Source organism: Bacteroides sp. 1_1_14 (assembly GCF_000162515.1).
Taxonomy (GTDB): Bacteria; Bacteroidota; Bacteroidia; order Bacteroidales; family Bacteroidaceae; genus Bacteroides; species Bacteroides thetaiotaomicron.
Map to the genome: position 1 here is coordinate 243,858 of NZ_GG774705.1, position 26,725 is coordinate 270,582.

Genomic DNA, 26,725 nt, shown 5'->3' on the forward strand with positions numbered 1-26,725 from the left:
CACTTCAAATAAAACTAATCATATTCTGTATGAAATCAGACATAGAAATAGCTCGCAGTGTCGAGTTGAAAAAGATCAAGCAAGTTGCCGAAAGCATCGGAATCCCTCGTGAAGAAGTCGAAAATTATGGTCGCTACATCGCGAAGATTCCCGAACAACTGATCGACGAGGAGAAAGTGAAGAAAAGTAACCTTGTCCTGGTAACTGCCATCACAGCGACAAAGGCGGGTATCGGCAAAACTACAGTATCTATCGGTCTCGCCCTGGGACTGAACAAAATCGGAAAGAAGGCGATTGTCGCTTTGCGCGAGCCGTCTCTCGGTCCTTGCTTCGGTATGAAGGGAGGAGCAGCGGGTGGGGGATATGCACAGGTGCTTCCGATGGAGAAGATCAACCTTCATTTTACGGGAGACTTTCATGCGATTACTTCCGCGCATAACATGATTTCTGCTTTGCTCGATAATTATCTTTATCAGAATCAGGCGAAAGGTTTCGGATTGAAAGAAATTCTCTGGCGTCGGGTGCTCGACGTGAACGACCGTTCGTTGCGCAGCATCGTAGTCGGACTCGGACCCAAGTCGAACGGCATCACGCAGGAGTCAGGCTTCGATATTACTCCGGCTTCGGAAATTATGGCCATTCTCTGCCTTTCCAAAGATGTGGAAGACTTGCGCCGCCGCATTGAAAATATTCTGCTTGGTTTTACATATGATGACCAGCCTTTTACGGTGAAAGATCTCGGAGTGGCGGGAGCTATCACGGTATTGCTGAAGGACGCCATCCATCCGAATCTGGTGCAGACGACCGAAGGTACCGCCGCTTTCGTACACGGCGGACCGTTTGCCAATATCGCTCATGGCTGTAACTCTATTCTTGCCACCAAACTGGCAATGTCATTCGGTGACTATGTGATTACGGAAGCCGGATTCGGCGCAGACCTCGGCGCTGAAAAGTTTTATAACATCAAATGCCGCAAAAGCGGACTCCAGCCCAAACTGACTGTGATTGTCGCTACGGCACAAGGACTGAAGATGCACGGTGGTGTCAGTCTCGACCGCATCAAGGAACCGAACATGGAAGGACTGAAAGAAGGATTGCGCAATCTGGATAAACATATTCGTAATCTTCGCTCCTTCGGACAGACGGTAGTGGTTGCTTTCAATAAGTTTGCCACCGACACGGACGAGGAAATGGAAATGCTGCGCGAGCACTGCGAACAGTTGGGGGTAGGTTACGCCATCAATAATGCGTTCAGCGAAGGTGGTGATGGAGCGGTAGATATGGCCCGCCTCGTAGTTGATACGATAGAAAATAATCCGTCCGAACCTTTGCGTTATACGTATAAAGAAGAAGACAGCATACAGCAGAAGATTGAGAAAGTGGCTACCAACCTTTATGGAGCCAGCGTCATTACGTACAGCAGCATCGCCCGCAACCGTATCAAGCTGATTGAGAAAATGGGAATCACTCATTATCCGGTTTGCATTGCCAAGACGCAATACTCTTTTTCTGCCGATCCGAAGATTTATGGCGCCGTGAATAATTTCGAGTTCCATATCAAGGATATAGTGATTAATAACGGTGCCGAAATGATTGTAGCGATTGCAGGAGAAATCCTTCGTATGCCGGGATTGCCCAAAGAACCGCAAGCGTTGCATATCGACATTGTAGATGGTGAAATTGAAGGACTGAGCTGATTTTTACTATTTCATTTAGTATATTTCTGTACTGTCAATTATCCAATATAAATCCCCGTCTTTCCACTTCTGATAGTTTGGGAAGACGGGGATGATTGTATATAGAGTCCAGTGTACCGGTATGTTGACCTTGTCTGATACACTGTACGATTGAAGTCGCTGCTTTCCGGAAGAGTATAGTGCGTATTTCAATTTCTCTTTTTGTAGTAAGAAAACATCTTTTCGAGCAGATAGTTTGTCTGATTCTGTTAATAAATAAAAAAGAAAAGCCTGTTTTCTTCACAGAAAGCAGGCTTATAAAATTCAAAAGAAATTCTTTATGAAATGTTGAACACAAATGCTGCTAATTCACATTACCGGCATTTGGTTACTCAAAGAAAGAAATCTTAATCAGCAAAAAGAGGATATTTCTTCATTGTCTCATTGACACGTGCACGTACTTGTGCGATCACCTCTTCATTTTCCACGTTAGACAGAACAGTTTCGATCATTTCGGCAATTTCGATCATCAGGTCTTCTTTCGCACCACGGGTTGTGATGGCAGGAGTACCCAGACGGATACCGGAAGTTTGGAAAGCAGAACGGCTGTCAAACGGAACCATGTTCTTATTTACGGTAATGTCAGCAGAAACTAATGCTTTTTCTGCTACCTTACCTGTCAGATCAGGGTATTTGCTACGCAGGTCAACCAGCATGGAGTGATTGTCCGTACCACCGGAAACGATTGTAAAACCACGGTCTATCAAAGCCTGTGCCAGTACGGCAGCATTCTTCTGAACCTGTTTTGCATATTCCTTGTATTCCGGTTGCAGGATTTCGCCGAAAGCTACGGCTTTGGCAGCGATTACGTGTTCCAACGGTCCGCCCTGTACACCTGGGAATACAGCTGAATCCAGTAATTGAGACATCATTTTGATTTCACCCTTCGGAGTTTTCTTTCCCCAAGGATTAGGGAAATCTTTTCCCATCATGATGACCCCACCACGAGGTCCGCGAAGTGTTTTATGTGTAGTCGAAGTGACGATGTGTGCATATTTAACCGGGTTCTCCAACAGTCCGGCAGCGATCAGACCCGCAGGGTGAGCCATGTCGATCATCAGGATAGCGCCTACTTTATCTGCGATTTCACGCATACGTTTGTAGTCCCATTCGCGGGAATAAGCAGAGCCACCGCCGATAATCATTTTCGGCTTTTCGCGCAAAGCAACTTCTTCCATCTGGTCGTAGTCTACACGGCCGGTTTCCTGATTCAGATTGTATTCGCAAGGAGTGTAGATAATGCCGGAAGTGTTTACTAATGAACCGTGAGAAAGGTGTCCGCCGTGTGCGAGGTTTAATCCCATAAACTTGTCGCCCGGATTCAAAACAGCCAGAAATACGGCTGCATTGGCTTGTGCTCCTGAATGCGGTTGTACGTTTGCCCATTCGGCACCGAAGATTTCTTTCAGGCGGTCGATAGCGATTTGTTCGCTTTGGTCAACTACTTCACAACCTCCGTAGTAACGTTTGCCCGGATAACCTTCTGCGTACTTGTTAGTCAGGCAAGAACCCATTGCCTGCATTACCTGGTCACTTACAAAGTTTTCAGATGCAATCAGCTCGATACCTTTCAGCTGACGTTGGTGCTCTTTTTCGATGATGTCGAAAATTAAGTCGTCTCTTTTCATTCTTTTTATAAGTAAGATTAAATTTTTAATTCGAGATACCTATTTTAAGCGCACAAAGTTAGTGAAAATAAATAAAGAACGAAGGAACTATAAGAAAAATGTTAGTAAATGGAGGAAATTAATAGATAATGGATAATTTATCGTACGGAATGAATAGGAGGTGTCTGTTTTTGCCGGTTGCCGACTATCAAAAGTTCATCAGCCGGCTGTCGGATGTTCTTTAAAGAATGAATCCGAACGAGAAACTTAATGCGCTGTCGCGGCGGCGGAAAATGATAGGGCTGACTCCCGTGCTGCCGTCTGAATTGATATTGTCATAAACGATGGATTTGGAGATATTTCCTATCCCCTGTTCGTAGCGGAAGTCGAAAAAGATGCGGGAGATATTGACGCCGACACCGATCACGACGCTGACATTGAGCGGATACAGCTTTTCATGAATCCCTTTCTGGTCGAAGTTTGTGAAAGTGATTTCGTTCTGCTTTCCCCATAGATACCGGAGTTTTGGACCGGCAAAGATAGACATTCCGTATGGTCCTTTTTTCACTACGTTATATCCGTAGAGAATAGGGAAGTCGATACTGTGAAGTACGGACTGTACCGAAGCATAATCGGGTTCGATGGCAGGGTGTTGCGAACCGAGTTTGTCAAAGGTGATCTCGCCTTTGCTGACATTATAGGATGCTTCCGGCTGAATGAAATGCTTCTTTATATTAAAGCGCATGAAGATCGCGCCAAAATAGCCGATCTTATAATTATTTTGTACTTCGTCGATCGTTACGTCTTTGATTTTCAATTCGGATACCATAAACATGGAAGAATTAAATCCGGCTTTGATACCAAAGTTGATTTTCTTTGTGTTGGGACGTTCCACTTTATCTGCGTTACGATCTTGGGCGAAAGCTGTGCAAGCTATCGCCATCCAACCGAAAAGAATTATGTTGCGCAGTATATTCATGGCAGTACTTTTTTCTTTATTTCTTCTTTTCTACACTCCAGCCGAATTTCCCTATTTTTTCTCCCAGGTCGTAATATCCTCCGTGCACATATACCAGCGGGTTCGCTTCCGCCAGTTCGAACTTGCCGGTTTCGGGATTCAGGTTCCGGTCGTCTGCACGGACGTTTACCACATCGGCGATAAACATATCATGCGAACCGAGCGAAACAATTTCCTTCACGCGACATTCGATGCAGAGGGGAGACTCTTCGATCAGCGGTGCGCTGACTACGGTGCAGCGTCCCGGAGTGAGTTTCATCTCTTCGAATTTACGATAATTCCGTCCCGAACGTACTCCGCACCAGTCGGTGGGGAACGCCATATCTTTAGTTGTCAGATTGATGACGAACTCCATATTTTTCTTGATGATGTCGTAGGAGTGTCGTTCCGGTCGTACGGATATATAGCACATGGGCGGGTTTGTGCAAATCGTACCCGTCCATGCTACTGTTATAATATTATATTCACTTTCATCTTTTCCGCAACTCACCAATACGGCAGGCAGCGGATAGATCATCGTTCCCGGTTTCCAGTCTTGTTTCAATTTAATAAAAAATTAAGAATGAGGAATGGAGAAACTAGAGGATGGTGATTTCCTCGCGTTTCTGTTCTTTCTCGCAATAATGGCACTTCACGATGCAATTATCCTTGTCTATCACATGAAATAACGTAGGCATAGGTTCATTGTTCGTGATACATTTCGGATTGGCGCATTTTACGATGCCGTGCAGTTCGTCCGGCATTCTGACTTCTTTCTTTTCAACGACTTCATAGTCGCGGATAATGTTCAGTTTTACGTAAGGTGCTACTACCGATATGCGGTTGATTTCTTCGTCGCAGAAAAACTTGTCGGCGATTTTGATAATGCCTTTTTTCCCTAGCTTTTTGCTGTCGAGGTTGAAGCCGATGGTGATGTTACACTTCATTTGCTCCACGCCCAGTAACTGTACGACAGTAAAGAGTTTTTCTGATGGGATATGGTCAATCACTGTCCCGTTTTTTAGGGCAGCTACTTGCAATGCTTGTTTATTTTCGCTCATAATAAAATATCGTTTTTAACGTCCTCTAATGTGATACCTAATACGTCGCAAAGGATGGCTTCACGGGCATACAGACCGTTTTGCGCCTGTTGGAAATAATATGCTTTCGGGTTGTTGTCCACGTCGTAAGCAATCTCGTTGACACGGGGCAGCGGGTGCAGGATGCGGAGGTTCGGACGGGTGTTCTCCAGCATCTTGTTGCGCAGGATATATACATTTTTCACTCGTTCGTATTCCATCAGGTCGGTGAAGCGTTCGCGTTGCACACGGGTCATGTACAGGATGTCGGCATCAGCGATAATTTCTTCGGTAAATTCGGTATGTTCAATGTATTTGATCTGATGCTCTTTGCAGTATAGCTTATATTCTTCCGGCATTTTCAGTTCATCGGGGGCGATGAAGTGGAATGTAGGATTGAAGTGACGCATAGCCATCAGTAGTGAGTGGACGGTGCGTCCGTATTTCAAGTCTCCCACCAGAAAGATGTTCAGGTTTTCCAGTGTTCCCTGAGTTTTGTAGATGGAGTAGAGGTCGAGCATCGTTTGTGACGGGTGCTGGTTGGCTCCGTCTCCTGCATTGACGATGGGTACGGGTGCTACTTCGCTGGCATATCGGGCAGCTCCTTCGAGATAGTGTCGCATGACGATAATATCCGCATAGCTGCTAACCATCATGATCGTGTCTTTGAGTGTTTCTCCTTTTGAGGAGCTGGTTGCTTTCGGATCAGTAAATCCGATGACGCGTGCGCCGAGGCGATTGGCTGCTGTTTCGAAACTCAAACGGGTACGGGTGGAAGGTTCGAAGAACAGGGTTGCTACTACCTTACCTTGCAATAACCGGCGGTTGGGGTTCATTTCAAACTGCTTCGCCATTTCGAGCATGTAGAGGATTTTTTCTTTAGAATGTTCGGCAATGGTTACTAAACTTCTGTTTTCCATTTTGTTATCTTTTATGTGGATAGAACTTGTTTTACCGGAGTGTAAAGGTACGAAGAAAATGTAAAATACAAACTTTTTTTCTCTTTTTATTCGTTTTTCGGTTGGTTTTAAAATATCAAATAAATCAAAAACTCGTTTGCTGTATGCTATATTTTATCTACCTTTGCGGCTTAATTATAAGCATCTTTTTTAAGCTAGAAGAAACATGATTCGAAAAATAATAAACGCTCTTTGGGTATTGTTGGCAGTTGCTTTAATAGCTATCGTAGTTGTTTTTGTGTCTATCTCTAAGGGCTGGATAGGCTATATGCCTCCTGTGGAAGAACTGGAAAATCCCAATTATAAATTTGCAACTGAGGTATTCTCGGAAGACGGGAAAGTACTGGGTACCTTCTCAATGGAAAAAAATAATCGTGTATACAGCAGCTATGCCGATCTTTCTCCCAACATCATTCATGCGCTGATTGCGACGGAGGATGTTCGCTTTGCCGAACATTCCGGTATTGATGCGAAGGCACTTTTCCGTGCCATCGTCAAGCGTGGATTATTGTTGCAGAAAAGTGCGGGTGGAGGTAGTACGATCTCACAACAGTTGGCAAAACAGTTGTTTACGGAAAAGGTGGCAAGCAATACTATGCAGCGTCTGTTGCAGAAACCGATCGAATGGGTGATTGCCGTAAAACTGGAACGTTACTATACGAAAGAAGAGATTCTGACAATGTATCTTAATAAGTTCGACTTCCTGAATAATGCTGTCGGTATAAAGACAGCCGCGTCTACTTATTTCGGCTGTGAACCCAAAGATTTGAAAATAGAGCAGGCAGCGATGTTGGTGGGAATGTGTCAGAATCCGTCCCGTTATAATCCGGTATCCCGAAATCCGAAAATCCGTGAGAATGCATTGGGACGTCGTAACGTCGTACTGCGTCAGATGGAAAAAGCCGGTTACATCTCGGATGCGGAATGTGATTCTTTGCAGGCACTTCCGCTGAAACTTGCATATACCCGTGTAGACCATAAAGAAGGTCTGGCAACCTATTTCCGCGAATATCTTCGTGGTGTGATGACTGCCAAGAAACCGGTTAAGAGCGAGTACCGCGGCTGGCAGATGCAGAAGTATTATGAAGATTCACTTTCATGGGAAACAAATCCGCTGTACGGCTGGTGCGCCAAAAATAAAAAGAAAGACGGCTCAAGTTATAATATCTACACGGATGGTCTGAAGATTTATACCACCATCAATTCGCATATGCAGCAATACGCTGAGGATGCTATCAAAGAACATTTAGGCGACTTCTTGCAACCTCTGTTCTTTAAAGAAAAACAAGGAAGTAAGAACGCCCCGTATGCAAGGGCATTGCCGCAGGCGCGGGTGGAAGAATTGCTGACCAGAGCCATGAAACAAACCGAACGTTATAATGTAATGAAGTCAGCGGGTGCTTCTGAACAGGAGATTCGCAAAGCATTCGATACTCCTCAGGAAATGTCTGTTTTCACCTGGGCAGGTGAGAAGGATACGATTATGACTCCGATGGACTCTATTCGCTATTACAAACACTTCCTGCGTACAGGATTCATGTCGATGGACCCGATGACCGGATATGTGAAGGCGTATGTTGGAGGACCGAATTATACATATTTCCAATATGACATGGCAATGGTGGGACGCCGTCAGGTAGGTTCTACTATCAAGCCGTATCTGTATACACTGGCGATGGAGAACGGATTTTCACCTTGTGATCAGGTGCGTCATGTAGAACAAACGCTGATTACCGAAACAGGAGAGGCATGGACTCCCCGAAACGCCAATAATAAACGTTATGGTGAAATGGTGACTCTGAAATGGGGACTGGCCAATTCGGATAACTGGATTTCGGCTTACCTGATGGGTAAACTGAATCCTTATAACCTTGTAAGGCTGATTCATAGTTTTGGTGTACGAAACAAGGCGATCGACCCTGTTGTTTCACTTTGTTTGGGTCCCTGCGAAATTTCTGTCGGTGAAATGGTAAGCGCATATACAGCTTTTGCCAATAAGGGGATTCGGGTAGCTCCGTTATTCGTCACCCGCATTGAAGATAGTGACGGCAATGTGCTTTCTACGTTTGCACCGCAGATGGAAGAAGTTATCAGTGTTTCGAGCGCATACAAGATGTTGGTAATGCTTCGTTCCGTTATCAATGAAGGAACAGGCGGACGTGTTCGCCGTTACGGAATTACGGCCGATATGGGCGGTAAAACAGGTACGACCAATGATAACTCGGATAGCTGGTTTATGGGCTTTACTCCATCATTGGTGTCCGGTTGCTGGGTAGGAGGTGATGAACGTGACATCCACTTTGGTACAATGACTTATGGACAAGGGGCTGCCGCCGCATTGCCTATCTGGGCAACTTATATGAAGAAAGTCTACGATGACCCGACTTTGGGATACAGCCAGACGGAAACGTTTAAACTGCCCGAAGGTTTTGACCCTTGTGCCGGTTCGGAAACACCGGACGGAGAAGTCTTCGAAGAAACGGGACTGGACGATTTGTTTAATTAAACCTCTCATCGTGCATAAATGTATCATTTGTATCGGAAGTAACTACAACCGGAAAGAGAATCTTCTTCTGGCTCGCAGGAGACTGGTGGATTTGTTTCCTACCATCCGCTTTACGTCTGAACAGGAGACACGCCCTTTGTTTTTCAGAAGTCCGGCATTGTTCTCCAATCAGGTGGCGATGTTCTTCTCGGAAGCGGAGGAGGAAAGAGTGCGCAAGGAGCTGAAAGCTATCGAGCAGTCCGCCGGGCGTCGTCCGGAGGATAAGAAGGAAGAAAAAGTCAGTCTGGATATTGATTTGCTCTCTTTCGATGACCGGGTGTTGAAGCCGGAAGACCTGAAAAGAGAGTATGTTGTGAAAGGATTAGAAGAATTAAAATACAATCAGATATGAAATTTCTGGGAATAATACCTGCCCGCTACGCATCCACCCGTTTCCCTGCGAAACCATTGGCTATGCTGGGGGGGAAGACGGTGATACAGCGTGTATACGAACAAGTAGCGGGCATCTTGGATGATGCTTATGTGGCTACCGATGACGAACGTATTGAAGCTGCCGTAAAAGCATTCGGAGGAAAAGTAGTCATGACTTCCATTGATCATAAAAGTGGTACCGACCGCTGCTATGAGGCGTGCACAAAGATCGGGGGCGACTTTGATGTGGTAGTCAATATACAGGGGGACGAACCTTTCATCCAGCCTTCCCAGCTGAATGCTGTAAAGGCTTGTTTCGAGGACCCTACCACGCAGATTGCTACGTTGGTGAAGCCTTTCACAGCCGATGAACCGTTTGCCGTACTGGAGAATGTCAACTCCCCGAAAGTGGTGCTCAACAAGAATTGGAACGCACTTTATTTCAGCCGTTCCATCATACCTTTTCAGCGCAATGCCGATAAGGAAGACTGGCTGAAGGGACATACCTATTACAAACATATCGGTCTGTACGCTTATCGCACGGAAGTATTGAAGGAGATCACCGCTCTACCGCAATCCTCTCTGGAGTTGGCAGAATCACTCGAACAGTTGCGCTGGCTGGAGAATGGATATAAAATAAAGGTAGGCATCAGTGACGTGGAAACGATCGGTATCGACACACCGCAGGATCTGAAACATGCAGAAGAATTTTTGAAGAACAGAAGCTGATTTATGGATCGTACGATACAACCTGAAATACAAGCCCTGAAAAATTTCCATATCCTTTCTCCCGTCCGGACTACTTTGCCGAACGGTGTCCCGTTGACGGTTGTCAATGCCGGTGAACAGGAGGTAGTCCGTATGGATATTCTTTTTGCCGGAGGGCGCTGGCAACAGTCGCAGAAGTTGCAGGCGCTGTTTACAAACCGGATGCTACGCGAAGGCACGCAGAAGTATACGGCGGCAACCATTGCAGAGAAGCTGGATTATTATGGTTCATGGCTCGAACTGTCCAGTTCGTCGGAGTATGCTTATATCACTGTCTACTCGTTGAACAAGTATCTGGCAAAAACGCTGGAAGTCGTGGAATCCATGATTAAGGAACCTGTGTTTCCGGAGAAAGAACTGCATACCATCCTGGATACGAATATCCAGCAATATCTGGTCAATACTTCTAAAGTAGACTTCCTTGCACACCGTGGCCTGTTACAGGCGCTTTACGGGACACAGCATCCATGCGGGCAAATTGTAGTGGAGGAGGATTATCATGCCATTACACCGGAAGTACTCCGTGACTTCTACGGACGGCATTATCATTCGGGCAACTGTTCCATTTTCCTGTCGGGTAAGGTGACGGAAGATATCATCCGCCGGGTGACCGGTGCTTTCGGGACTCCTTTCGGACAATATCAGCTGAAAGCATCAAAACCGATATTTTCATTCGTTGCCGTTCCCGAAAAACGAATATTCATAGAGCGTGAAGACGCTTTGCAAAGTGCGGTGAAGATGGGATGTACCACCATTACCCGTCAGAATCCTGACTATCTGAAATTACGCGTACTGATGACGCTGTTCGGAGGATACTTTGGCAGCCGTCTGATGTCTAATATCCGTGAAGAGAAAGGATATACTTATGGGATTTCTGCCGGAATTATGTTCTATCCGGATAGCGGTTTGCTGGGAATCTCGACCGAAACGGATAATGAATACGTGGAACCGCTGATACAGGAAGTATATAATGAGATAGACAAACTACACCGGGAGCCTGTTCCTATGGAAGAACTGACGATGGTGCGCAACTATATGCTGGGTGAAATGTGCCGGAGCTACGAATCGCCTTTCTCGCTGGCGGATGCGTGGATTTTTATTGCTACTTCGGGGCTGGATGACCAGTATTTCTCCCGTTCTTTGCAGGCTGTAAATGAGGTGACACCTCAGGAAATACAGGAATTGGCACAGCGCTATTTGTGCAAAGAGACATTAAAAGAGGTCATTGCTGGTAAAAAGTTGTCATAATTTGCTTTCCGGTATGGCACTTTTTGGGAGAGAAGTTGTATCTTTGTCCAAACTGTAATTTTAATGAGTAACGAGTAAAACTAATGAGGAAATATCTATATACTACACTTTTTTTTGACTCTTCTTGCACAGGGAGGAGTGATGGCACAAGATAATAATACCAGCAAAGGTGGGTTCTTCGGAAAGTTGAAAGACACATTCTCTACAGAAATAAAAATCGGAAATTATACTTTCAAAGATGGTAGCGTCTATACAGGAGAGATGAAAGGACGCAAACCGAACGGAAAAGGGAAAACGGTCTTTAAAAATGGGGATGTCTACGAAGGGGAATATATCAAAGGAAAACGTGAAGGCTACGGAATCTATTCTTTTCCGGATGGAGAGAAGTACGAAGGTCAGTGGTTCCAGGATCAGCAACACGGAAAAGGAATCTATTATTTTATGAATAATAACCGTTATGACGGTATGTGGTTCCAGGATTATCAGCATGGTGCAGGAACGATGTATTATCATAATGGCGACTTATACGTGGGCAACTGGGCGAACGACAAGCGTGAAGGCGAAGGTACTTATACGTGGGCGAATGGTGCTAAATACAGCGGTCACTGGAAGAATGACAAGAAGAACGGCAAAGGCACCATGAACTGGGACGACGGCTGCAAGTACGACGGTGACTGGAAAGATGATGTACGTCACGGAAAAGGCGTATTCGAATATACTAACGGAGATAAGTACGATGGTGACTGGGCAGATGACATCCAGCACGGAAAAGGTACTTATTTTTTCCATACGGGAGATCGCTACGAAGGTTCTTATCTTTTGGGAGAACGTACCGGAGAAGGCGTTTACTATCATGCCAATGGAGATAAATATGTAGGAAACTTCAAAGACGGTATGCAGGATGGAAAAGGTACCTTCACGTGGGCAAACGGTGCTGTGTATGAAGGTGACTGGAAAAACAATAAACGCGAAGGCAAAGGTATCTATAAATGGAGTAACGGGGATGTTTACGAAGGAGACTGGAAGAATAATCGTCCTCACGGTCAGGGCTCTCTGAAAACTGTTGCCGGTATGCAATATAAAGGTGGTTTCGTAGACGGACTGGAAGACGGACAAGGCGTTCAGATCGACAAAGACGGTAACCGCTTCGAAGGCTTCTTCAAACAAGGAAAGAAAGATGGCCCTTTTGTGGAAACAGATAAAGACGGAAAGGTGACCAAAAAAGGAACCTATAAAATGGGAAGACTTCTTTAAAAGAAAGAATTATAGATAAATAAGAAAGCCGGCTAAATTCAAGTTTAGCCGGCTTTCTTTATCTTATCGTTTACTCATCATTCTTCATTTAGATGATATATTGTGAACTGATGGACTCGTTATTCATTACCCGCTTGATTGTTTCTGCAAACATATCAGCGATGCTCAGTTGTTTCACTTTCGCGCATTTCTTAGCGTAAGGGATACTGTCTGTAAATACCATTTCAGTCAATCCGGATTCCTGCACACGGAAAGAAGCAGGGTCAGACATTACACAGTGGCTGGCAATAGCGCGTACGGATTTGGCTCCGGCTTCCATCATGATATTGGCAGCTTTGGTGATGGTGCCTGCTGTATCTACGATGTCATCGATCAATACTACGTTTTTGTCTTTCACATCACCGATGATTTGCATGGAAGCTACTTCATTGGCTTTTTCACGTGACTTGTTGCAGAGTACCAAAGGTACACCAAGGTATTTGGAGAAAGTGCTGGCGCGTTTTGAACCACCTACGTCCGGTGTAGCAATCACCAGGTCTTCCAGTTTCAATGACTGGATATAGGGGAGGAATACGGCTGATGCATACAGGTGATCTACGGGGATATTGAAGAATCCCTGAATCTGGTCTGCATGCAAATCCATGGTAATCAGTCGGTCGATACCTGCTACTGAAAGCAGGTCGGCTACTAATTTAGCTCCGATAGATACACGAGGTTTGTCTTTTCTGTCCTGACGTGCCCATCCGAAATAGGGGATAACAGCTACGACGCTTTTTGCAGATGCACGTTTGGCGGCGTCGATCATCAGGAGAAGTTCCATTAAGTTGTCTGAGTTAGGGAAAGTAGACTGCACAAGGAATACATGTGCGCCACGAATTGATTCTTCGTAAGAAACGGCAAACTCACCATCTGCAAAGTGGGTGATGTTCATGTTTCCCAGAGGACAATTGAGACTTGCGCAGATTTTCTCTGCAAGATATCTCGAGTTAGTTCCCGAGAATACCATAAAGGGTGCTTTTTCGCTCATTTTGTAATAGATGTTACCTATTTGTTAATTTGCCTGCAAAGGTAGGAATTTCTCTTATTATTTAGAAAGACTTATTGTAGAAAAAATAATTTTCTCTCCAACTTATCGGAAATATTTGTAGATTTGCAAGTAAGAACGAAGAACTGAGAATGAAGAATGAAGAATTATGGACGAAAAACAGAAAATGAAGAGCGAAGAATGAAAGATAGTTATCGCCTGTCTTTTTATTCTCCATTTTCCATTTTCCATTCTCCATTATATATAATAGGAGTATTGTTGCTTTCCTCCCTTTTTTCGTGTACCGACATGGTGCCCACAAAAGAAGTGAGGCTTATCGACTCGCTGAATGGAAAAGCGTATGCTTATCGTTACCGTAATCTGGACTCTTCCTACAAATACGCCTATAAAGCATATCGGCAAGTAAACCTGTATAAGTCGGGGAAAGCGGAAGCTTCCAATAATCTGGGGTTCTGTGCTTTCATGAATATGGATTTCGACCGTGCCGAGGCGTATCATAAAGAGGTATACAAGCTGACTAAAAATGAGCTTGAACTGTTGATAGCAGACATCGGACTGATGAAAATCTGCCAGCGGACAGCGCTCAACAAAGAATTTTATGATTACCGGAACAGTGCCCTCCGACGGATGAAGCGTATCCGTGAAGAGAGCGACCTCTTTGCCGACCGTCACGAAGCGCTTCGGCTGGATTACGCATTTACCGAATTTTTTCTCGTTTCCTCCATTTACTATTACTATCTCCAGCAACGGCAGGAAGCGATAATCTCTATTGATAATATTCAGGAAGACGAAGCGTTGAGCGATACCAATCAGCTTCTTTATTATCATTATCTCAAAGGATCGGCTTCTTTGGTCGCAGCGAATACTCCGGAAGAACGGAAACTCCGCGAGTTTGACGAACTTTATTTCACTTGGCGGACAGCCGTGAAGAGCAAGCATCCGTATTTTGAGGGGAATGGAATGCAGGGACTTGCCAATCTGATGGCATCCCCGTCTAATTTTGAGTTTTTCAAGACAAGGCGTACACATGCATTGGATCAGTTTGATTTTCCGGTAGATTCTTTGTTCCCTTTGCGTTTGGCCCAACTGGCACTGGAGAAATTTCGCGAATATAATGACTTGTATCAGATTGCCGGAGCTTATGTATCTATCGGCAAATACCTGAATGCGCATGGACGTTATCAGGAAGCTTTGGATACATTATCAAAAGCATTGAACTGCGTAAACCATCATCACATGCTTTATTATCATAATGAAGTGGATACGCTTGATAAATTATATACGTTTGCCGAGGGAGATACTACTTATACTGGAGTTCCATGGATTGGACAGGAGAAGGTGAAGACCGTTCCCGAATGGATCTCACGGATAAGGGAGCAGTTAAGCGTTTCATATGCCGGGCTGGGGATGAAGGATGCTTCTGATTATAACCGGAATATCTATCTGGATATTTTGAACTTTACCCGTCAGGATAAGGAGTTGGAAAGCCGTTATTTGTCTTTGGAAGCAGGTTCGCGACAGATGACGGTCGTTCTTTTTCTGGTTATTGTCGGCTTGGTACTGGTGATTATCCTTTGGTGGTTCTTCAACAAACGTTCCAAAATCAGGAATCAGGTGGATGTGGAGCGTCTGCAACGGATTCTCTCTCTTTGTCGGGATATCACTTCTTCCATACCGATGAACGTACCTCTGATTCAGCAAGGCATTGACCAGTTGTTCGGGAAAGGACGTCTGACGCTGGAAATTCCGGAAGAAGGAAAAGCTGCACTGGTACCTTCTTCCCATCGACTGAACCGGGACGAGAAGGCATTGGTGCATGTAGTGGAACCTTATATCGTATGGGCTGCTGAAAATGAACAAATGGTGGCTACGTTGAGCGACGAGCGAAATCAGCTGGAGAAACAGCGGTATATCTACGAGCAGCATATTGCAGGAAACAAACGTCAGAATCTGATAAAGAAGGCTTGTATGGCCATCGTCAACGGGATTAATCCTTATATCGACCGGATTCTGAACGAAGTACATAAGTTGACGGAAAAAGGATATATTGATGACGCCAAGATAAAGAAAGAGAAGTACCAGTACATTGATGAACTGGTGACTACCATCAACGAATACAATGATATTCTGGCACTCTGGATCAAGATGAAGCAAGGTACGCTTAGTCTGAACATCGAGACATTCAGTCTGAATGAACTGTTTGATTTGCTGGGAAAAGGACGGCGTGCTTTTGAAATGAAAAAGCAAAAGCTGGAAATCGAACCGACCACCCTGATGGTAAAGGCCGATCGTGCATTGACCTTGTTTATGATTAATACACTGGCTGAAAATGCCCGTAAGTATACGCCTGAGGGGGGAACGGTTAAAGTATATGCGCATGCTACCGATGCGTATGTGGAAATCTCCGTAGAAGATAATGGGAGAGGACTTTCAGCAGAAGATATCGCGCATATCATTGGTGAAAAGGTATATGATTCGCGTGCTATCGGCATGAAAGACGCGGCAGATCCGGAAGAACTGAAAGAGAATAAGGGAAGCGGTTTTGGCTTGATGAACTGCAAGGGAATCATAGAGAAATATAAGAAAACGAATGAACTGTTCCGAGTATGCGTATTCGATATAGAAAGCGAACCGGGAAAGGGAAGCCGTTTTTATTTCCGCTTGCCTTCAGGAGTACGTAAAGTGATTGGCGTGTTGCTCTGCCTGTTGCTTCCGTTGGGAATGGCTTCTTGTCTGCATGAACCCCTTCCGTCGATATTGCAGGATAGTGACTCCATTGCGATTACTACAGATTCTACTTATGAAGATCTGCTTGATGCAGCCTCTGATTATGCCAATGCCGCTTATTTTGCCAATGTGGATGAGAACTACGAAATAGCATTGCAGTATATAGATTCGGCAATGATGTCGCTGAATGAGCATTATAAGAAATATACGCGTACCCCGAAGCCGCATCGATACATGAAACTGGTGGGAAAAGGAACCCCTGCCGAACTGTTTTGGTGGAATGAACTTTTTGATTCAGACTATCATGTGATTTTGGATATCAGAAATGAAGCGGCGGTAGCATTCCTTGCTTTGAAACAAATTGATGCCTACAGTTATAATAATTCTGCTTTTACAGATTTATATAAGGTACAGGGAGAAGACCAGACTTTGGAAGGATATTGCAGGCAGTTGGAACGATCCAACACGAATAAGACGGTTGGTATCATCCTCTGTTTCGTCTTGCTGATCGTTTCTCTGATCGGCTATTATCTCTTGTATATGAGGAAGATGTTGCAGAACCGTCTGAACCTGGAACAGGTGCTTGAGATAAATCAGAAAGTTTTGCCGCCTCTTTGGTCAGACCTCAGACTCAGGAGAACGAGGAAGCGCTTCAGAGGGAGGAAAATACACTTAAAGAGATTCCGCAGCGCATCGTGAATGAGGCTTTTGGCTCAGTAAATGAGTTGCTGACAATCAGCCTGATGGGCATTGCAGTTTATAACGAAACCACGCATCGGCTGGAATATGCTTCCTGTCCCGGGCAGGAAATGCCGGAAATGGTGCAGCAATGTTTTGAAACAGGGGAATATCTCTCAGAACAGAATTTGCAGGCGATTCCGTTGATGGTGGAAGCCGGAGGTGAGCATCAATGTGTAGGTGTGCTTTATCTGGAACGGAGGGAAGGAACGCAACAGGAAACGGATCATCTTCTTTTTGAGCTGGTAGCACGTTATGTATCGATTGTGGTGTTCAATGCAGTGGTAAAGCTTGCCACGCAATACCGGGATATCGAGTCGGCACACGAGGAAACACGCCGTGCTTCGTGGGAAGACAGTATGCTTCATGTGCAGAACATGGTGCTTGATAACTGCCTTTCGACGATTAAACATGAGACAATTTATTATCCAAACAAGATTAAACAGATTATTGGTCGGTTGAATATGCAGAACCTTCCGGAAAAGGATGAACGGGAAGCTGTGGAAACGATTACAGAACTGATAGAATATTATAAAGGGATCTTTACGATTCTGAGTTCATGCGCTGCCCGACAGCTGGAGGAGGTTACTTTCCGCCGGAGTACGATTCCGGTACAGGAGCTTTTTGATGCTGCTGGAAAATACTTCAGGAAGGTCACGAAAAATCGGATGGAAAAGGTAGAACTAATCATAGAACCGATGGAAGCCAAAGTGATCGGTGACGTGAATCAGTTGCGTTTCCTGTTTGAGAATCTGATTGATGAAGCATTGGCGGTTCGTGAAGAAGGAGTGATATGTTTGCAGGCTCGTAAGGATAACGAATATATCCGTTTCCTTTTTACGGATACCAGACGCGAGAAGAGTGTGACGGAGCTGAACCAGTTGTTCTATCCGAATTTGGCTCGTATGACTTCCGGTGAAAAAGGAGAATTGCGTGGAACGGAATATCTGATATGCAAGCAGATAATCCGTGACCATGATGAATTTGCGGGGCGCAGGGGATGCCGTATCAATGCCGAACCGGCAGAAGGGGGAGGATTTACGGTTTACTTCACCATCCCACGCAGATAAAGAAGAAGACACATAAAAGTTATTAGATAAATAAAATGGAAGAACAGAAGTTTAAAGTTATTATTGTAGAGGACGTAAAACTGGAATTGAAAGGCACAGAAGAAATTTTCCGTCATGAGATACCCAACGCAGAAGTGATCGGCACGGCAATGACAGAAAGCGAGTTCTGGCCGTTGATGGAAGCACAGCTTCCCGATCTGGTTTTGCTGGATTTGGGACTGGGAGGTTCTACGACGATTGGCGTTGATATCTGCCGGAATATTTTCAAACGTTATAAGGGGGTTCGTGTATTGATCTTTACGGGGGAAATACTGAATGAAAAACTGTGGGTGGATGTGCTGAATGCAGGAGCGGATGGCATTATTCTCAAAACAGGAGAATTGCTGACCAAGACAGACGTACAAGCTGTGATGGACGGCAAGAAGCTGGTATTCAACTATCCGATTCTGGAGAAGATCGTAGATCGTTTCAAAAAGTCGGTAGCGAATGATGCCAAGCGTCAGGAAGCGGTAATCAACTATGATATTGATGAATATGACGAGCGTTTTCTTCGCCATCTGGCATTAGGCTACACCAAAGATATGATTGCCAACCTGAAAGGGATGCCATTTGGCGTGAAATCACTGGAGAAACGACAGAATGACCTGATCGGACGTCTCTTCCCGAATGGAGAACGGGTGGGAGTGAACGCGACCCGTCTGGCTGTCCGTGCATTGGAATTACGCATTATCGATCTGGATAATCTGGAAGCTGATGAAGAGTAAATGGCGTATGCCGCATCCCGCTACGATGTTCCTGCTGCTGACAATGGCGGTGGTCTTTCTTTCGTGGATATGTGATATCTACGGACTGAAAGTAACGCTGCCGCAATCAGGGGAGGATATTCGGGTGCAAAGCCTGCTGAGTCCTGAGGGAATTCGCTGGTGGTTGCGGAATGCTATCAAGAATTTTACCGGTTTTGCTCCGCTTGGCATGGTGATTATCGCCATGTTCGGACTGGGTGTGGCCCAACATTCCGGATTTATCGATGCGTGCATCCGTCTGGGAGTGGGAAACCGGAAAGAGAAAAGAAAAGTTATCCTGTGGGTGATTGTCCTCGGATTGCTGTCGAACGTCATTGGTGACGGCGGTTATATTATTCTGCTTCCCATTGCCGCCATGCTGTTTCAGTGGGTGGGACTTCATCCGATAGCGGGGATTGTGACGGCTTACGTTTCCGTGGCCTGCGGATATAGTGCCAATATCGTACTGAGTACGATGGACCCGCTCTTGGCGCATACCACTCAGGAAGCCGCGCTCACACTGATGGGATATCAGGGAAACACGGAGCCGCTGTGCAACTACTTCTTTATGAGCGCTTCGACAGTGGTAATTACAGGGATCGTTTATTGGGTGACTCAGAAATGGCTTCTCCCGAACTTAGGAAAATATGAGGGAAGTGTGAAAGTCGAAGCCTACCGCCCTTTGTCACGGAAAGAACGTCGTGCGCTGATGGTGGCTGTCGTAGTGGCAGGGATATACGTTGCCCTTATTTTGTGGCTTACTTTCTCTTCCTATGGTATCCTGCGTGGCGTTAACGGAGGTTTGATGCATTCGCCCTTCATTGCCGGTATCCTGTTTCTGCTATCTCTGGGCGCAGGCTTTACGGGGATGGCTTATGGGTTCAGTTCCGGTCGTTATCGCAGCGATAATGATGTGATCGAAGGACTTACCCAGCCGATCAAACTGCTGGGTGTGTATTTCGTTATTGCTTTCTTTGCTGCCCAGATGTTTGCCTGTTTCGAGTATTCTCATTTGGACAAGTGTCTTGCGATTATGGGAGCGGACCTGCTTTCTTCTTTTGAGCCGGCTCCTTTGTCCGCACTCATCTTGTTTATCCTGTTTACGGCGTTTATCAATCTGATTATGGTATCCGCCACTTCCAAATGGGCATTTATGTCCTTCATCTTCATCCCGATGTTTGCGCAGATGGGGATTTCGCCGGACGTCACGCAGTGTGCTTTTCGTATCGGAGACAGTTCGACGAATGCCATTACTCCTTTCTTATTCTATATGCCGCTGGTGTTGACGTATATGCGGCAATATGACAAACAGATCACATACGGATCGTTGCTGAAATATACATGGAGGTACTCCTTGTGCATTCTGGCAGCATGGACATTGCTGTTTATCGTATGGTATCTGTTGAAGATACCGATGGGGTTATAATTCACGATTCAAAGTTCCGGTTTTAATAACCGGAATTTTGAGTTTCTGAATTAATCGCTATATTTGCACCCGTCCCTTAAAGAAAAAGAACGAATGAATTTACCAGAAGTCTCTGAAAAACTAATCGAACAACTGAATCACGGTAGCACCAAAGCATTTGATAAAATTTATCATACGTACTATTTATACCTGTGTGCGATAGCTGTTTACTATGTACATGACAAGAGAGTCGCCGGTGAAATAGTCAATGATGTCTTCGTCTCTTTCTGGCAGAATCGCCACCATATCACTTATCCTGCCCTTCCGTATCTTCGTCGGGCTATACAGAATGCAAGTATCAGTTATTTGCGGTCTTCCGCTTTTAATGAGCGCATAATGACCGAACAGATGGAGGAAATATGGGCTTTTCTAGAAAATCATATTCTTTCTTCCGACAATCCATTGCAGGCATTGGAAAGCAGTGAAATGAACGAGATCATTCTGCGGAAAGTAGAGGAACTCCCTGCCAAATGCCGTGCTGTTTTTAAGGCGAGCCTGTATGAAGGCAAATCGTACAGCGAAATTGCGGAAGAGCAGAATATTAATGTCGCCACCGTCAGGGTGCAGATGAAAATTGCGCTGACTAAATTGCGCGAATCCCTTGGTACTCCCTATATGATAGCTATTTTGATGTTTCTTTAAAAAAAATCGGTTTTCTTTTAAACGTTTCTTTTTTTATTGCGTATCTAGTTATATACACCATAGAAAAAGAACGGTTTATGATAGAATATTACGATAAAGAAGAACTGGAATTACAGATTAGTAATTATTTGTCGGGCAATAGTACCGATGAAGAAAAAGAAACGTTGCTTGCCTTTCTGGCTTCCAATGAAGCAGCTGCCCGGACTTTCCGGGAAATGTCTGCCGTATGGGCACTTTCTTCCGTACCGTCGTTTGCAGAAATAGAAAACTCCAATTTAGTGCGGATAAAGGAGAGAATGACTGCTCCTGCCTCTTCGAAGCCTGTCCGGAAACTGATACCTGTCTGGCTGAAAGTGGCTGCCGCCGTTATTCTGCTGATCGGCTGCAACTATTTCTGGTATACGTATACGGAAAATCTGACGGAAGTATATACCAACGCCGATTCTCCTTACGAAATCAAGGTTCCTGCCGGATCGAGAACGAATATCGTTCTTCCTGACGGGACGGAGGTTTCTCTGAATGCAGGTTCTGTATTGCGCTATCACCGTGGGTTTGGTATCCGCGAACGTAATGTGACGTTGGATGGCGAAGGATACTTTAAAGTTGCGAAAAATGCAGAGGTTCCCTTCTTCGTGAAGACGAACGATGTGCAGGTGCAGGTAGTCGGCACGGTATTCAATGTCCGTGCTTATGATGACGATAATTATGTGATGGTGTCTCTGCTGGAAGGCAGGGTGAATTTATCGGCGTCTGCTAATTCTGTGATGAAATTATTCCCGAATGAGCAGGCACTGTATAACAAGAACACCGGACGAATGGAAAAGCTGAAGACCAATGCAAGTAAAGCCTGCGATTGGCTGGATGGCGGGTTGACCTTCGAGAATGCTTCATTCGCTGATATTGCCCATCGTCTGGAACGTAAATTCCAGGTGAAGATCAGCATAGAAAGCGAACGTCTGAAGGCCGAACACTTCTCCGGTTCTTTCGACAGCAATCAGAATATTTATGATATATTACACGAAATCAACGTTGAGAAACAATACACGTGGAAAGTCAGTGGTGACACCATCTTTATTACCGATAAAAGAAAGGGGGTAAGATAAAAGGAAGGAGAAAGAAAATGGACACAGCCGATAGATATACCGGCAGTCCGCAGCTACGATAAATAACTATATGTTAACCTTTAATAGTGATAAAAATGAGATTGATAATAAGAAAAACATTATTGATGTTTCTGCTTTTGTCCCTAAGTAATGTCCTGACAGGTTTTCAACTTTCAGCGCAGGAACAAAACAAGAAGTTCAGTGTCAAAGCAGATAACGTTACTTTGAAAGAAGCCATTGAAGTAGTCAGGAAGCAAGGAAATTATTCTTTTCTGATTCGCAATAACGACATTGACCTGAATAAGAAAGTCTCTGTGAACGTGGACAAGGGTACAATTAATGACGTGATGGCCCAACTGCTGACCGGTACGGGGATCAGTTATGAAGTGAACGGAAACCGGGTGGTCATATTCCATGCCGCAGTGCCTGAAAAGGAACAGGGAAAAGCGTTTGTCCTGAAAGGCAAAGTGACCGATCCTTCGGGTGAAGGAGTGATTGGTGCCAATGTGAAAGTGCTGAATTCTACGGAAGGTACGATTACGGATATGGATGGAAACTTTTCTCTGTCGGTGACTCCGAATGCACGATTATCCGTGTCTTATATCGGATATGCTACGCAGGAAGTCGTTGTCAAAAATCAGACTCCTTTGCACATTGCTCTGAAAGAAGACAGCCGTCTGATTGACGAAGTGGTGGTAGTAGGCTACGGTGTACAGAAGAAAGCGAATCTGACTGGTGCGGTAAGCAGCGTGAAGATGGATGAAGTATTGGGAGACCGTCCGGTAGTGTCGGTCAGCGATGCCTTGAAAGGCGCGATGCCCGGTTTGCAGATTACGGGTAACTCCGGTAGACCAGGAGAGGAAATGAGTTTCAATATCCGTGGTGTCAACAGTCTGGATAAGAATGGCAAACCGTTGGTTCTGGTGGATAACGTAGAAATGGATATCAACATGCTCGATCCGAATGATATTGAATCAGTAACGGTCTTGAAAGATGCTGCTTCTTCGGCTATCTACGGGGCACGTGCCGCATTTGGCGTCATTCTGATTACGACAAAGAAAGGATCGGATTCAACCAGGCTTTCTATTAATTATTCTAACAATTTCTCATTTAGCAGACCTGCCAATATGCCTCGTAAGGCAACACCGCTTCAGACGGTGCAGGCTTATAAAGACATGGGAACCATCAACTATCAGAGTGGACAGAATGTGGATACGTGGCTGGATTTATTAAAAGAATACAATGCCAATCCTTCGGCTTATCCCGATGGGTATGCAATGGTGGACGGATTGCGCTATAGTCTGGCAGAAACCAATCTGTTTGATGATATGATGGAGACCGGTTTCCAGCAGACGCACAATCTTTCTGTAGGTGGCGGCACGAAAGATATATCTTATCGTTTCTCTTTCGGTATGGTCGATGAGAATGGAGTGCTGGCCTCGGACAAGGATGCGTATAAACGTTACAATGTGTCTTCTTATATCCGTTCGGACGTATTCTCATGGATTACTCCAGAACTGGATATCAAATATACGAACTCGAAATCAGAATTGCCGGAGACTTCGGGAGGATATGGAATCTGGGGAGCAGCCGTTGCCTTCCCGTCTTATTTCCCTACCGGAACAATGAATATCGACGGAGAAGAACTACCGATTAATACTCCCCGGAATCTGATTAATCTTGCTTATCCGACGACTATCCAGAAAAACAATATCCGTATCTTCGGAAAGGTGACGATTACTCCTTTGAAGAACGTCAAACTGGTGGGTGAATATACATACAACCATCTGAGTAATGAAAAGACCAAGTTTGAAAAGAAGTTCTATTATGCCCACGGAGGTAACTTTGTGAAAGAGACTTCGACGGCAAACTCTAAGTATGAAAACTCCAACGGCATTACCGATTATAATGCCTTGAACTTCTACGGAAACTACAATAACACATGGGGCAAGCATGAAGTCACCGTGATGGGAGGTTTCAATCAGGAGAGCAGTGACTATCGCTATGCGGAAATGTCGCGTATGAACATGATTAACGAAGACCTTCCTTCTATATCGCAGGCTACAGGAGATTATTTCGCTAAAGATAAATTCGAACGCTATACAGTAAGAGGATTATTCTATCGTATCAACTACTCCTTTGCCGGCAAATATCTGATTGAAACGAACGGACGCTATGACGGCTCTTCCAAATTTCCGAAAGACAGTCGCTTCGGTTTCTTTCCTTCTGTCTCTGCCGGATGGCGTGTGAGCGAAGAAGCGTTTATGAAACCGTTGACATCCGTATTGTCTAACTTTAAATTGCGTGCTTCGTGGGGTAATATCGGCAATCAGAGTATCACTCCTTACGCTTATATTCCGGGCATGGATGCCGAGCAGGCTTACTGGACCGTTTCGGGTATCAAGGTAACTACCCTTAAACCAGCTGCATTGGTCAGTAACAGTTTTACCTGGGAGAAAGTGACGACTGTCGATGTCGGTTTTGATCTGGGTTTATTGAACAACAGGCTGAATCTTGTATTCGACTGGTATCGTCGTGATACGAAAGGTATGCTCGCTCCGGGAGCGGAATTACCGGCTGTGCTGGGTGCAAGTGCTCCTTTGCAGAATACTGCCGATCTTCGTTCCAAAGGATGGGAGATCACTGTAGACTGGAATGATCAGATCGGAAAAGTGAAATACAATCTGGGCTTTAACCTTTATGATGCTAAAACCAAGATTACCAAGTATAATAACGAGACAGGTCTCTTCGGTAAGGACAAGAACGATAAAGATACTTACCGTGTAGGAATGGAACTGGGTGAAATCTGGGGGTATGTTACCGACCGCCTGTATACTGTTGATGATTTCGATGCCGATGGCAAGCTGAAAGCAGGCATTCCAAAAGTGGAAGGCTACAATCCGAATCCGGGTGATATCCTGTATAAAGATCTGGATGACAACGATATTATCAACGGAGGCACAAGTACGACAAAAGATCCGGGCGACCGTAAGATCATCGGTAATAGTACCCGTCGTTATCAGTATGGCATCCACGGTGGTGCAAGCTGGAAGGGGTTCTCTTTATCTTTCCTGTTGCAAGGAGTAGGCAAACGTGATTTGTGGATTATGAATGACTTGTTCTATCCGCACTATGACGCATGGACGACGGTATATGACACACAACTGAATTACTGGACGCCGGAGCGCACAGACAGCTATTTCCCCCGTCTGTATGAGAAAGCTGCCGGAAATACAGCTGCCAATACACGTATTCAGACCCGTTATCTGCAGGATGGTTCCTACCTGAGTATCCGGAACATCACCTTATCTTATAATTTCCCGTCCAAGTGGATGACTAAGATCGGTGTCAATAATCTGGCTGTCTTCTTTAGCGGTGAGAATCTTTATACATTCGATCATTTGCCGAAAGGACTCGATCCGGAACGTTCGGTAACGGATGACTTGGGACAACGCGGTTTTACCTATCCGTATATGCGGCAGTATTCGTTTGGTATCAACCTTTCATTCTGATTGTTTCACTATTTAAAAGAGTAATTGTTATGAAGAAATATATACTGGGTACGGGCATTAGTCTCTGTTTGCTGATGTCGTCTTGTTTGAATGACTCTTTTCTGGAAGTTTATCCGAAAGGACAACAGACGGAAGCGACAGTCTTTACTACCTATGATAACTTCAAAACGTATGCATGGGGATTATATAATGTATTCTTCGGATATACGTATGATACGGGGCAGACGGACGAAATATTCCGCGGAGATTTTGAGTCGGACAATATGATCAAAGGTTTGTCCGGATATGAAGGGCAGTGGGCATACCAGAAGGCGAAGGCAACAGATGAAGTCAAGGAATGGGATTACGACTATATCCGCCGGGTAAATCTGATGCTGGACAATATCGATGGTTCGCAGATGAATGATACGGAGAAGGAGCACTGGCGCAGTGTCGGCTATTTCTTCCGTTCATATAAATACTTTCAGATGCTTTCCCGCTTTGGAGATATCCCTTGGGTGGAGAATGCGTTGAAAGAAGACAGTCCGGAACTGTACGGCAAACGGGATAGTCGCGATCTGGTGGCTTCGAATATCCTGTCCAACCTGAAATATGCGGAGACACATATCGGTGCGGACGATGGCAAAAACACCATTGGTATATCTGTGGTGCAGGCACTTATTTCCCGTTTTGCTTTGTTCGAGGGTACTTGGCGGAAATATCATGGATTGTCTGATGCCGAGACTTACTTGAAAGAATGTGTACGTGCGTCGGAAGAAGTTTTGAAGGTTTATCCGAATGTGCATCCACGGTATGACGAGCTTTTCAATTCGGAATCTTTGGATGGGGTAACGGGCATTATCTTGTATAAAGCCTATGAAACCGGTCAGTTGATGCATGGTCTGACACGTATGGTGCGTACCGGTGAATCTTATATTGAGGCGACAAAGGATGCGGTAGACAGTTATCTGTGTACGGATGGTCGTCCGGTAAGTACTACCACCAGTCGGTATGGCGGTGATAAGGAGATTTACGGACAGTTCCGCGACCGTGATTACCGGTTGTATCTGACGATATGTCCTCCCTATATGGTAAAG

Annotated in this window: 17 protein-coding genes and 2 pseudogenes; 13 read left to right on the top strand and 6 right to left on the bottom strand. The window is 45.0% G+C overall.

The window, feature by feature from the left end; translation table 11 throughout:
• The first annotated feature begins 29 nt into the window (after window positions 1–29).
• Entirely contained in the window at window positions 30–1,697 is a 1,668-nt protein-coding gene (locus HMPREF9007_RS13955) for a formate--tetrahydrofolate ligase (protein ID WP_008761411.1), read from the top strand.
• Between the two features lie 386 nt (window positions 1,698–2,083).
• On the opposite strand, the gene glyA is transcribed toward HMPREF9007_RS13955, so the two are convergent.
• From glyA to pyrB, 5 genes are all read right to left on the bottom strand, one after another.
• Window positions 2,084–3,364, bottom strand: a complete 1,281-nt coding sequence (gene glyA, locus HMPREF9007_RS13950; protein ID WP_008761412.1) for a serine hydroxymethyltransferase — start codon at window positions 3,362–3,364, stop codon at window positions 2,084–2,086.
• A gap of 220 nt (window positions 3,365–3,584) precedes the next feature.
• Entirely contained in the window at window positions 3,585–4,322 is a 738-nt protein-coding gene (locus HMPREF9007_RS13945; protein ID WP_008761413.1) for a porin family protein, read from the bottom strand.
• A gap of 16 nt (window positions 4,323–4,338) precedes the next feature.
• Complete coding sequence (locus HMPREF9007_RS13940) at window positions 4,339–4,905, bottom strand: flavin reductase family protein (protein WP_008761414.1); 567 nt, start codon at window positions 4,903–4,905, stop codon at window positions 4,339–4,341.
• Window positions 4,906–4,939: 34 nt separating this feature from the next.
• Window positions 4,940–5,401, bottom strand: coding sequence for an aspartate carbamoyltransferase regulatory subunit (gene pyrI, locus HMPREF9007_RS13935; RefSeq protein ID WP_008761415.1), 462 nt, complete (start codon window positions 5,399–5,401; stop codon window positions 4,940–4,942).
• Window positions 5,398–6,339 (bottom strand): aspartate carbamoyltransferase, encoded by a 942-nt coding sequence (pyrB, locus tag HMPREF9007_RS13930; RefSeq protein WP_008761416.1) that lies wholly within the window; start codon window positions 6,337–6,339, stop codon window positions 5,398–5,400. The genes pyrI and pyrB overlap by 4 nt, the downstream gene beginning before the upstream one ends.
• Window positions 6,340–6,544: 205 nt before the next feature.
• Between pyrB and HMPREF9007_RS13925 the strand changes: the two genes are divergently transcribed.
• The 5 genes and pseudogenes from HMPREF9007_RS13925 to HMPREF9007_RS13905 all read left to right on the top strand — a co-directional run bounded on the left by HMPREF9007_RS13925 (window position 6,545) and on the right by HMPREF9007_RS13905 (window position 12,565).
• On the top strand, window positions 6,545–8,884 hold the full coding sequence (locus HMPREF9007_RS13925) for a transglycosylase domain-containing protein (protein ID WP_008761417.1): 2,340 nt from the start codon (window positions 6,545–6,547) through the stop codon (window positions 8,882–8,884).
• A gap of 10 nt (window positions 8,885–8,894) precedes the next feature.
• Window positions 8,895–9,275, top strand: coding sequence for a 2-amino-4-hydroxy-6-hydroxymethyldihydropteridine diphosphokinase (locus HMPREF9007_RS13920; protein ID WP_008761418.1), 381 nt, complete (start codon window positions 8,895–8,897; stop codon window positions 9,273–9,275).
• Window positions 9,272–10,024: a 3-deoxy-manno-octulosonate cytidylyltransferase gene (gene kdsB / locus HMPREF9007_RS13915; protein WP_008761419.1), complete on the top strand. Its 753-nt coding sequence runs from the start codon at window positions 9,272–9,274 to the stop codon at window positions 10,022–10,024. The genes HMPREF9007_RS13920 and kdsB overlap by 4 nt, the downstream gene beginning before the upstream one ends.
• A 3-nt stretch (window positions 10,025–10,027) precedes the next feature.
• Entirely contained in the window at window positions 10,028–11,311 is a 1,284-nt protein-coding gene (locus tag HMPREF9007_RS13910; RefSeq protein WP_008761420.1) for a pitrilysin family protein, read from the top strand.
• Between the two features lie 83 nt (window positions 11,312–11,394).
• Window positions 11,395–12,565: pseudogene (locus HMPREF9007_RS13905) on the top strand (phosphatidylinositol-4-phosphate 5-kinase).
• An 88-nt stretch (window positions 12,566–12,653) separates the two neighbouring features.
• Here HMPREF9007_RS13905 and HMPREF9007_RS13900 read toward each other — a convergent pair.
• A complete protein-coding gene (locus tag HMPREF9007_RS13900) occupies window positions 12,654–13,592 on the bottom strand; it encodes a ribose-phosphate pyrophosphokinase (RefSeq protein ID WP_008761422.1) in 939 nt (312 codons plus the stop codon).
• Between the two features lie 306 nt (window positions 13,593–13,898).
• On the opposite strand from HMPREF9007_RS13900, the pseudogene HMPREF9007_RS13895 reads away from it, so the two are divergent.
• The 7 genes and pseudogenes from HMPREF9007_RS13895 to HMPREF9007_RS13865 all read left to right on the top strand — a co-directional run.
• A pseudogene (locus HMPREF9007_RS13895) lies at window positions 13,899–18,145 on the top strand (DUF5113 domain-containing protein).
• Between the two features lie 35 nt (window positions 18,146–18,180).
• A complete protein-coding gene (locus tag HMPREF9007_RS13890) occupies window positions 18,181–18,909 on the top strand; it encodes a DUF5932 domain-containing protein (RefSeq protein WP_008761423.1) in 729 nt (242 codons plus the stop codon).
• Complete coding sequence (locus tag HMPREF9007_RS13885) at window positions 18,899–20,353, top strand: AbgT family transporter (protein ID WP_008761424.1); 1,455 nt, start codon at window positions 18,899–18,901, stop codon at window positions 20,351–20,353. The genes HMPREF9007_RS13890 and HMPREF9007_RS13885 overlap by 11 nt, the downstream gene beginning before the upstream one ends.
• Window positions 20,354–20,446: 93 nt before the next feature.
• Window positions 20,447–21,034, top strand: coding sequence for an RNA polymerase sigma-70 factor (locus HMPREF9007_RS13880; protein WP_008761425.1), 588 nt, complete (start codon window positions 20,447–20,449; stop codon window positions 21,032–21,034).
• A 77-nt stretch (window positions 21,035–21,111) separates the two neighbouring features.
• Complete coding sequence (locus HMPREF9007_RS13875; protein WP_008761426.1) at window positions 21,112–22,137, top strand: FecR domain-containing protein; 1,026 nt, start codon at window positions 21,112–21,114, stop codon at window positions 22,135–22,137.
• A 125-nt stretch (window positions 22,138–22,262) separates the two neighbouring features.
• Window positions 22,263–25,649 carry a TonB-dependent receptor gene (locus HMPREF9007_RS13870; RefSeq protein ID WP_032850360.1) on the top strand — a complete coding sequence of 1,129 codons (3,387 nt, stop codon included), beginning with the start codon at window positions 22,263–22,265 and terminating at the stop codon, window positions 25,647–25,649.
• A gap of 29 nt (window positions 25,650–25,678) precedes the next feature.
• A partial coding sequence (locus HMPREF9007_RS13865) for a RagB/SusD family nutrient uptake outer membrane protein (protein ID WP_008761428.1) occupies window positions 25,679–26,725 on the top strand: 1,047 nt, incomplete at its 3' end.

Excerpts from the sequence above, each read along its gene's own strand:
- HMPREF9007_RS13885 (WP_008761424.1), top strand. The coding sequence starts at position 18,899 with ATGAAGAGTAAATGGCGTATGCCGCATCCCGCTACGATGTTCCTGCTG.
- glyA (WP_008761412.1), bottom strand. The coding sequence starts at position 3,364 with ATGAAAAGAGACGACTTAATTTTCGACATCATCGAAAAAGAGCACCAA.
- HMPREF9007_RS13955 (WP_008761411.1), top strand. The coding sequence starts at position 30 with ATGAAATCAGACATAGAAATAGCTCGCAGTGTCGAGTTGAAAAAGATC.
- HMPREF9007_RS13945 (WP_008761413.1), bottom strand. The coding sequence starts at position 4,322 with ATGAATATACTGCGCAACATAATTCTTTTCGGTTGGATGGCGATAGCT.
- kdsB (WP_008761419.1), top strand. The coding sequence starts at position 9,272 with ATGAAATTTCTGGGAATAATACCTGCCCGCTACGCATCCACCCGTTTC.
- pyrI (WP_008761415.1), bottom strand. The coding sequence starts at position 5,401 with ATGAGCGAAAATAAACAAGCATTGCAAGTAGCTGCCCTAAAAAACGGG.
- HMPREF9007_RS13875 (WP_008761426.1), top strand. The coding sequence starts at position 21,112 with ATGATAGAATATTACGATAAAGAAGAACTGGAATTACAGATTAGTAAT.
- HMPREF9007_RS13910 (WP_008761420.1), top strand. The coding sequence starts at position 10,028 with ATGGATCGTACGATACAACCTGAAATACAAGCCCTGAAAAATTTCCAT.
- pyrB (WP_008761416.1), bottom strand. The coding sequence starts at position 6,339 with ATGGAAAACAGAAGTTTAGTAACCATTGCCGAACATTCTAAAGAAAAA.
- HMPREF9007_RS13900 (WP_008761422.1), bottom strand. The coding sequence starts at position 13,592 with ATGAGCGAAAAAGCACCCTTTATGGTATTCTCGGGAACTAACTCGAGA.
- HMPREF9007_RS13870 (WP_032850360.1), top strand. The coding sequence starts at position 22,263 with ATGTTTCTGCTTTTGTCCCTAAGTAATGTCCTGACAGGTTTTCAACTT.
- HMPREF9007_RS13880 (WP_008761425.1), top strand. The coding sequence starts at position 20,447 with ATGAATTTACCAGAAGTCTCTGAAAAACTAATCGAACAACTGAATCAC.
- HMPREF9007_RS13925 (WP_008761417.1), top strand. The coding sequence starts at position 6,545 with ATGATTCGAAAAATAATAAACGCTCTTTGGGTATTGTTGGCAGTTGCT.
- HMPREF9007_RS13890 (WP_008761423.1), top strand. The coding sequence starts at position 18,181 with ATGGAAGAACAGAAGTTTAAAGTTATTATTGTAGAGGACGTAAAACTG.